Consider the following 525-nt stretch of genomic DNA (forward strand, 5'->3'; position numbering starts at 1 on the left):
GCCCGACATCCCACGTCGTTTCTGTGTTCCAGGGCCGACCGCCGCCAGAGGGATGCAGTTGCGGAGTTTCCCCCGCGCCGAAGAGCGCGCCCGCTCGACCGCCCCCCGCCGCCGCAACGGTCGCTGGCCATGCGCCCCTTCCTCGCGACGAGGTGGGTAGAGAATACGGCAGGTTTCGGAGCCGGGGACGCAAGGGCGTGAATGCTCATCGAACACCCTTCTCCCCTTGCGGATGAAGGCGGTAGGGTCAGGGGGCGCACAAGCTTAACCGCTTGAGCCGTAACGCTAATCCAGGCCCAGCTATCCGTCCTCCGGCGCTGCGCGCCACCTGCTCCCACATGGGGACAAGGTGTTTATCCCCGTCCCCGTCGATGCGTTCGCCTACAGCGGGATGTTGTCGTGCTTCTTCCAAGGGTTCGCCAGTTCCTTGCCCTTGAGGCTCTTGAGTCCCCGCACGATGCGGCGACGGGTGCCGTGTGGCATGATGACGTCGTCGATGTAGCCGCGGCTGGCGGCGACGAACGG

The 525-nt window shown here is 66.1% G+C and carries 1 protein-coding gene and 1 pseudogene; one reads left to right on the forward strand and one right to left on the reverse strand.

Going from position 1 to position 525, the window contains the following annotated elements; translation table 11 throughout:
• Window positions 1-83 precede the first annotated feature (83 nt).
• Window positions 84-160 (forward strand): annotated as a pseudogene (locus EIK80_RS26805) (hypothetical protein); the annotation flags it as partial.
• A gap of 221 nt (window positions 161-381) precedes the next feature.
• Here EIK80_RS26805 and EIK80_RS25050 read toward each other — a convergent pair.
• The coding region (locus tag EIK80_RS25050; protein WP_148099122.1) for a carboxyl transferase domain-containing protein at window positions 382-525 on the reverse strand (144 nt) is incomplete at its 5' end.

Source organism: Caulobacter sp. 602-1 (assembly GCF_003931565.1).
Classification (GTDB): domain Bacteria; phylum Pseudomonadota; class Alphaproteobacteria; order Caulobacterales; family Caulobacteraceae; genus Caulobacter.